This is a genomic window from Cellulomonas sp. PhB143, from assembly GCF_003752595.1.
Classification (GTDB): domain Bacteria; phylum Actinomycetota; class Actinomycetes; order Actinomycetales; family Cellulomonadaceae; genus Paraoerskovia.
In genome coordinates this window covers 311,922-320,223 of the sequence record NZ_RKIJ01000011.1, presented here as the reverse complement: position 1 = coordinate 320,223, position 8,302 = coordinate 311,922, and the positions used below count along the sequence as shown (strand labels likewise).

The 8,302-nt window shown below is 73.3% G+C and carries 3 protein-coding genes; all 3 read right to left on the bottom strand.

Going from position 1 to position 8,302, the window contains the following annotated elements; all coding sequences use genetic code 11:
• Position 1: 1 nt before the first annotated feature.
• Positions 2 to 976: a MoxR family ATPase gene (locus EDF32_RS07675; RefSeq protein WP_123307930.1), complete on the bottom strand. Its 975-nt coding sequence runs from the start codon at positions 974 to 976 to the stop codon at positions 2 to 4.
• A 73-nt stretch (positions 977 to 1,049) separates the two neighbouring features.
• Positions 1,050 to 7,100 (bottom strand): Ig-like domain-containing protein, encoded by a 6,051-nt coding sequence (locus tag EDF32_RS07670; RefSeq protein ID WP_123307929.1) that lies wholly within the window; start codon positions 7,098 to 7,100, stop codon positions 1,050 to 1,052.
• Positions 7,101 to 7,274: 174 nt separating this feature from the next.
• On the bottom strand, positions 7,275 to 8,294 hold the full coding sequence (locus tag EDF32_RS07665) for a polyprenyl synthetase family protein (RefSeq protein ID WP_123307928.1): 1,020 nt from the start codon (positions 8,292 to 8,294) through the stop codon (positions 7,275 to 7,277).
• Positions 8,295 to 8,302 lie beyond the last annotated feature (8 nt).

Here is an 8,302-nt window from a genome sequence, read left to right as displayed (position 1 = left end):
GTCAGACCGACGCCCTCTGCTGCGGCGGCGCGACGAGCGCGAGGACCTCGTCGATCGCCTGCACGTCGGTGGCGCCCGCGAACTCGGCCTCGGGGTCGAGGACGAGGCGGTGCGCCCACACCGGGCGCGCGAGCTCCTTGATGTCGTCGGGCAGCACGTAGTGGCGCCCGTGACCGGCGGCGAGCACCTTCGCGCAGCGCACGATGGCGATCGCGCCGCGGACGCTCACGCCGACGCGCACCGTGGAGGCCTCGCGGGTCGCCTCGGCGAGCCGGGAGACGTAGTCGAGCAGCGCGGCGTCGACGTGCACGGACGCCGCGAGCTCCGCCATCTCGCCGACCGCCTGGGTGGTGACGATGGGCTCGAGCGTCGCGCTGCGGTCCCGCACCGACGCCCCGGCGAGGATCTCGACGGTCGCGGCGTGGTCGGGATAGCCGAGCGAGGTCTTGACCAGGAACCGGTCGAGCTGCGCCTCGGGGAGCCGGTAGGTGCCGGCCTGCTCGATGGGGTTCTGCGTGGCGATCACCATGAACGGGCGCCCCGCGGAGTGCCGCACGCCGTCGACGGTGATGTGCCCCTCCTCCATGACCTCCAGGAGCGCGGACTGCGTCTTGGGCGAGGCGCGGTTGATCTCGTCCGCCAGCACGATCGACGCGAAGATCGGGCCCTGGTGGAACTCGAACCGCCCGGACTTCTGGTCGTAGATGGTCACGCCCGTGACGTCCGAGGGCAGCAGGTCCGGCGTGAACTGGATGCGGTTGTGCGTGCCCTGGACGCTGGCCGCGATCGACCGCGCGAGCGACGTCTTGCCCGTGCCGGGCGCGTCCTCGAGGAGCAGGTGGCCCTCGGCCAGCATGCAGGTCATCGCCAGGCGCACCACGGCGCGCTTGCCGAGCACGGCCTGGCCCACGTTGTCGACGATCCGGTCGAACGTCTGCGCGAACCAGGTCGCCTGCTCGGGGGTCATGGTGCTCATCAAAGGGTTCCTTCGGGGGTCTGCGCGGGCTGCGCGGGGACAGGGGTCTGCGGGACTGCAGGCGGGCCGGCGGTCACCACGGCACCTCCTGGACGCGGGAGTCGACCTTGCCGTTGACCAGCACGCGCACGGGATTTCCCTTGAACCCGTACCAGCACATGAGGTCTCCGGTCGTCCCGTCCCCGCCGATGTGGAACGGGTTCTGGTAGCCGCCGCCGACGTCGGTCCACGAGCTGCCGTGCTTGTCCTGGCACACGAAGCTGTAGTCGCCCTCCGGCCAGTTCCGGTACTCGACCCGGAAGTGGTAGCTGTCCGAGTACCCCTGCGCCAGGCTGCCGTGCACCACGTGCGCGCTGGGCTCCCCCGGCGTCTGCGACGCGCTCACCGTCGACGTCCACCCGCTCCAGCCCGCGGCGTTGTGCGCACGCACCTTGAGCGAGAACGTCGTGGAGTACTTGGACGGCGACTCGACGGACTTCCGGTCGCCCGAGCCGTTCCCGGCGCTGCCGGACCACTCGTACTTGTCGATCGACAGCCCGCCCTTGTCGCTGGGAGCGCCCCAGGAGAACGTGCGGGTCGTGCCGCTGCCGGAGGCCTTCAGACCGGTCGGTGCGCTCGGCACGTCCTTCGTCGCGATCGCCTTCGACGTGCCCGACGACGCGGACCCGGCCTGGTTCGCGGCCGTCACGGTGAACGTGAGGCTCTTGCCGAGCGGCATGTTCCCGAACGTCGCCGACGTGCCGGTCGTGGTCTTCGTGGTCCCGTTGCTGGCCTTGACCGTGTAGGTCACGGCGTTCCCGTTGGCCTTCGCGGCACCCCACGAGACCGCGACGTCCCGGACGCCGTCGGACAGCCTCGCCGTCGGCGTGCCGGGCTTCCCGGGCTTGCCGAACGGCGTCACGGCGTTGGAGGCGCCCGATGCCGCACCCTTGCCCGCCTTGTTCTGGGCCACGACGGTGAAGGTGTACTTCTTGTCGACCGCCAGTCCGGTGAACCGGGCGGTGTGGGTGCTCCCGTCGACGGTGACCGACTTCGCGGAGCCGCCGGCGGAGGTCACCGTGTACTGCTTCACGGCGTCGCCGTTGGCCGGGGCGCCCGCCCACGTCACGTCCACGACGCCGCCGTCGACGGCCGAGTCCACCCGCGCCGCCGCCACGCCGGTCGCCTTGCCGGGCGGCCCGGCCGGGGTCTGCGAGGCCGACGCGGCGCTCCACTCCGACGGGTCGGGCGCGCGGTTGACCGCCTGCACCCGCACCGTGTAGGCGGTGCCGTTCGCGAGCCCGGACCAGACGATCTTCTCCCCGGTCACGCCGGTCTTCTGCGCCGCCCCGCTCGGCGGTGCGGGGGAGATCTGCAGGTTCACCGAGGTGATGGGCGACCGGTCGGCGTAGGCGGCGTTCTGCCACTCCACCGTGACCTGCTTGTCGCCGAACGTCAGCGTCGGCGCCGACGGGGTGTCCGGCTTCTGGTCGGGACGCGCGACCGCGGAGGCCGGCGAGGCCTCCGAGTCGCCCACGGCGTTGGTCGCGACGACCGTGAACGTGTACTCCTTGTCGTTCGTCAGACCGTCGAGGGTGCACGTCGTGGTCTCGCAGTCGAAGGTGTCGCCGAGGCTCGAGCGCACCGTGTACCCGGTGATGTCGGCGCCGTTGTTGTTCGGCGGCGTCCACTGCAGCACCACGGTCCGGCTGCGCACCTCCAGCACCTGCGGGGTGGCGGGCGTCGCCGGGCGTCCCTGGACGGTGAGGCGGACGCGCCCGTCGACGAACCGGTCCGGGTCGCCGGTGGCGTCCTTGACCTGGTACCGCACGACCATCACGCCGACGAAGTCCGCGTCGGGCGTGACGGCGACCTTGTCGCCGTCGACGACCGCTCCCCCGGAGCCGGTCTCCGTCGAGGCGGTGACGATCTCGAGGTCCTTGTCCGGGAACGGGTTCGCGTCGTTCGCCAGGACCGGCACGACCGTCTTCTCGCCCTGGTGCGCCTCGGCGACCACGTCGTCGTTCGCCACGGCGAGCTGACGCGTCGACGCGACCACCGTCACGCCGAGCGAACCGTCGACCGGCGGGTTCTTCCCGTCGGAGACGGTGTACGCGACCTCGCCGGAGGACCCCTTCGGGGTCTCGGGCGTCGCCTGGACGTGCACCCGGGAGCCCTCGAGGGTCAGGGAGACGCCCTTCGGCGCGGCGCCCGTGATGCGGAAGGTGAGCCCGTCGCCGTCGGGGTCGTCCGCGAACCGGGCGAGGTCCACGGAGGACTCGTCGCCCGCCGCGGCCTCGACCGTGGGGCTCCCCGGCGTCGGCGGCAGGTTCTTCGCCGGCAGGACCGTGACCGGGAGCGTCAGGGCGGCGACGGCCCCGTCCGGGTCGTCGGCGCTCGTGCCGTCCGTGACCTCGAAGCTCACCGCGCCGAGCCCGGGCGTCCCCTCGGCGGCGTGGTAGGTGAGCGTCGTCGGGCCGTCGACGGTGACGGACCCGCCGAGGCCCTTGACCTTCTTCTCCGAGGTCAGGCGCACGGAGCGGCCCTCGGCCGCCACGACGTACCGGCTCAGGTCGATCTTCAGGTCCTCGCCCGCGGCCACCTGGGGCTTGGGCACGCCGGGCCGAAGCACCGGCGGCTGGCGGTCCTTCACCGCGGCATCCTCGTCCGCGCTCAGGACCGCGGGCACGGTCACGAACGCCTGCCCGGTGAGCCCGTCGACGTCCGTGACGGTGTAGGTGATGACCTGCCGGTGCGTCGTCAGCGGGACGTCGAGCACGCCCTTCGCCGAGGCCTTCACCGCGGCGTCGCCGGTGGTGACCTTCAGCTCCGTGGCCGTGCCGTCCGGGTCCTCGTCGTTGTCCAGGACCGGGACCTTCACGGACGTCTTGCCGAGGGTGTCCTCGACCGCGACGACGTCGTCCTTCGCGACCGGACGCTCGAGCGGTGCCTTCGTCGAGGTGGTCACGGTGATCGCCGCGGAGGCGCGCGCGCCGAAGGTGTCCTCGACCGAGTAGTAGAAGCTGGTGGTGCCCTCCTCCTCCGGGGTCGTGACCACGACGCGGCCGCCGACGACCTTCGCGTGCAGCGCCTCCCCGCCCTCGAGGGTGCCGGGCACCAGCGCCGGCAGGTCCCCGTCGGGGTCCGTGTCGTTGCGCGTGGCGGGGATCGAGACCGTGCGGCCCGGCCGGAGCGTGACCAGGTCGTCGACCGCGACCGGCGGCTGGTTGGTCCGCGGCGGCTGGGCGATGCCCACCCGCACCGTGGCCGTGGCGGTCGCGCCGCGGCTGTCCGCGACCGTGTACGTGAAGGAGTCGGTGCCCGCGGCGTCCTTGCTCGCCTCGTACTCGATGCGTCCGTCCTTGATGCGGGCGATGCCCTGCGACGGGGCCGAGCCCAGCCCGGTCAGCGCGACGGAGTCGCCGTCGGGGTCCGCGCCGTCCAGCTTCAGGTCCACGGGCACGACGTCGCCGGCGAGCACCCGCGCCTGCACGTCCGCCGGCTGCGGGGCCTGGTTCTTCTTCTCGTCCCGGATGTGGATCGTGATCTGGGCGGAGTCCTCCTGCCCGTTCGGGTCGCGCACCTTGTACACCGGGTACACGTCGCCGGCCTTCGCGCCGGCCCGGAAGCGGACCACGTCGCCCGAGACGAACGCGTCCCCGTACACGGGGTCGACGCCCTCGGCGAGCTCCGGCTCGAGCTCCAGCCTCAGGGCGTCCGGGTGCGTGTCGTTCTTGAGCACCGGGATCGTCACGACGTCGCCGGTGTGCACCGTGACCTCGTCCTCCGCGGCGTCCGGCGGGCGCAGCGCGCTCGGCTCCGGCACCGGGATCACCGACACCTGGCCGTTCGCGGTCTGCGAGCCGTTGGACGCGACGTAGCCGATCTTCACGGGCTCGTCCAGACGGCGCGTCTCGGTCACGCGCAGCACCTGGTGGGCGAGCACCGCGACCGTGACCCCCGCGTCGTCGGGCACCGAGACGGACTGCACCACGAGGACCCCGCCCGCGGGGTCGGAGTCGTTCGCGAGCACGTCGACGAGCGTCGAGCCGCCGGCGGGCAGCAGCGCCCGGTCGGAGACCACCACCGGCTCGGCGTCCTGGTCGTCCGGGTCGACGACGTCGACCCGGACCAGTCCCGTCGTCGTCGCCGGCCCGTCGGTGACCTGGTACGTGACGTCGTACGAGCGTGCCTCGTCGGCGACGAACCGGAAGGTGCCCGCGTCCGGCGCGGGCGTGACCTGCGCCGGGAGCGCCTCGCTGACGTTCGCCAGGCGCAGGGCGTCCCCGTCGGGGTCGCGGTCGTTGCGCAGGGGCTTGACCGTCACCGGCTCGCCCTTGGCCACGACGACGTGGTCGGCGACCGCGATCGGCGCGTTGTTGGTGTCACCGGTCACGTCGACCCACAGCGTGCCCTCGACCACCGGGCCGACGCCGTCCGCGACGCTCAGCTTCACCCCGTGCCGCCCGGTCGAGCCGCCGGTGGCCCGGAACTCGACCTTGCCGTCGGGGGTCGCGGTGACCTGGTCGCCGTCCGTCGTCGCCGCCGCGCCGGCGAGGTAGAGGTCGTCACCGTCCGGGTCCTTGAAGAACGGCAGGACGTCGATGTCCCCCGTCCCCCCGCGCGAGACCGTCAGCACGGGCTTGCCGGTCTGCTCGGGCGGGCCGTTCTCCCCGTCGGGCGAGACCTTGAGCTTCACGGACGCCGTCGCCTTGCCGCCGCGGCCGTCCGAGACCACGTACTCGAACGACGAGCTGCCGCGGGCGTCGTCCGGGACGACGACCTGCAGCGCCGCGCCGTCGAGCACGCGCTCGACCCTGCCGGTCGCCGGCTGCTCGCCGCCGACCGCCGCCGTCATCACGTCACCGTCCGGGTCGACGTCGTTCGCCAGCACCGGCAGGAGCGTCGTGCGCCCTGGCCGGACGCCGAACGAGTCGTTCGTCGGCCTCGGCGCGCGGTTCTTCTGGTCCCGGTTCAGCTGGAACTGGTCCACGACCTCGGGCGTCGAGTCCTCGGCGTCCTTCTGGTCGCCCTCCTCGGTCTGCTCGGGCGTCTTCTGGTCCCAGTCGTCGACGATCTTGAACTTGTCCGCCGGCAGCCAGAGCTTTCCGGAGGCGAGGTCGTTGAGCACGATCGCGTCGCGGTTGACCCGGTACTCGAGGTCGCCCTGCGGGTCCAGCCCCTCGATCGTCCGCTCGACGTCGGCGTCGGTGCCCGGGCAGTCGCGCACGACCTGGCCCGTCTGCGCCCACGCCCCGTAGACGCAGTCGCCGAGGTGCACGGGGGCCGCGGGACGCCCGGACGCGGGCCGCACCGTGGCGTCGCCGCCGTCCAGGGGCTGGGTGACCAGCGCGTTCTGCGTCGCGACGAGGACGACGTCCGACCCGGCGCCCGGCTGCTGCAGCCGGGCGCTCGCCGCGTCGTCGACCGGGACGCCGTCGCCGCCCGGCAGGAGCAGCGTCGAGGACGTCCGGTCCAGGACGACGACGTCGTCGCCCACCGACGTCGCCGCGACCTCGTCGCCCGCCGAGACGTCCAGCGCGTCGCGCTCCGGGTCGTCCGGCCGCCCGTCGTTCGTGGTGATCGTCACCGACTCGCCGGCCTTCGGGTCGACGGCGTGCACCGTGCCCGACGCGTCGACGGTGATCGCGCCGCCGTCGCCCTCGAGCCTGGTCGTGGGGTGGCCCTTGGTGGGGTCGAAGCCCGCGAGCGCGGCCAGCGGCATGACCCACAGCCTGTGCGACTCGTCGTCGAGGACGGCCAGGGTGTGGTCCCGCATCGCGACCTGCGCGCCGGCGGGCAGCTTCGCGGCGGGGCCGAGCGAGAGCCGCGCGACGTCCACCTGCGAGGCGCCGCCCGTACCGCTCGCGGCCATGACGACCTCGTTCGCCTGCTGGAGCACGTCGAACTGCGGGCTCGGCGCGAGGAGCGTGCCGTCCATCGCCTGCGACGCCGTGTTGAACCGGCCCAGCTCACCGTCCGAGGACCGCGTCACCCACACGCCGGAGTCGTTGAGGTCGACGTCGGCGGTCGCCTCGCCCTGCGACGTCACCGCGAGCGTCACCAGGACCCCGGAGAAGACGGCGACGGTGGTGACCGAGGCGACGGTGCGGCCCCGGTTCCTGAGGCGGTGAAGGCTGACCACTGGTGCTCCGACGATCGTCACGCGACGCGACCGACCCCCTGTGCGGGTCTCCGTACGGACGGTGCCCCGGCCGATCGCGGGGCAACAGTAGCCGGAGGGCACCGCATGAGAAAAATCACCCGTCGGCGCCCTGGTGCCCCTACACGGGGTCGTATACGGACGTACCGGGAGATATCAGGACGCGCGGTCCGCGAGCGCCTCCGCAAACGTGACCATCGAGTCCTTGACGGCTCCGGGCGGCAGCGCCGCGAGCTCGTCGACCGCCGCGGCGGACCACGCGACCGCCTGCGACCGGGTCTCGACCAGGACCTCGTGCGCGCGCAGCCGCTGCACGACGTCGTCCAGCGCGGCGTCGTCGGACAGGTCGCCGTCGAGCGCCCCGACGAGCGCGCGGTCGGCGGCGTCGGACCCGCCCGCCGCGACGCGCCGGCGCAGCAGCAGCACGGGCATCGTGGGGACGCGCTCGCGCAGGTCCGTCCCCGGCGTCTTGCCGGACTCCTGCGCCGACGACGTCAGGTCGAGCACGTCGTCCGCGAGCTGGAACGCGACGCCGAGCTTCTCGCCGTAGGCGGCGACCGTCTCCACCACGTCCCGCGGGCAGCCGGCGAACATCGCCCCCAGGCGCGCCGAGGTCGCCAGGAGCGAGGCCGTCTTGTCGGCGAGGACCTGCAGGTAGTGGGCGACCGGGTCGGCACCCGGGGGCGGTCCGACCGTCTCGTGGAGCTGACCGAGGCACAGCCGCTCGAAGGTGTCCGCCTGGATGACCACGGCCTCGGGGCCGAGCGTCGCGATGGTGCGCGACGCCCGCGCGAACAGCAGGTCTCCCACGAGGATCGCGACGCTGTTGCCCCAGACCTCGTGCGCGCTCGGCACGCCGCGCCGGGCCGGCGCCGAGTCCATCACGTCGTCGTGGTAGAGCGTCGCGAGGTGGGTGAGCTCCACGCCGACCGCGGCCTCGACGACGTCGGGGCCGGGGGTCCCGAGCTCGGAGGCGAGCAGCGTCAGCGACGGGCGCAGCCGCTTGCCGCCCGCGACGACCAGGTGGCGCGACGCCGCGTCCGCCAGCTCGTCCGCCTGGGTCACGGTCTCGCGCAGGCGCGCCTCGACCTCCTCCAGGCGGTCCGCCACCCGCGCCGAGAGCTCGGGGTCGACGAGCGAGAAGGTTGCCGCGGCGGCACGGGGAGCAGGCGTCACGGATCAGA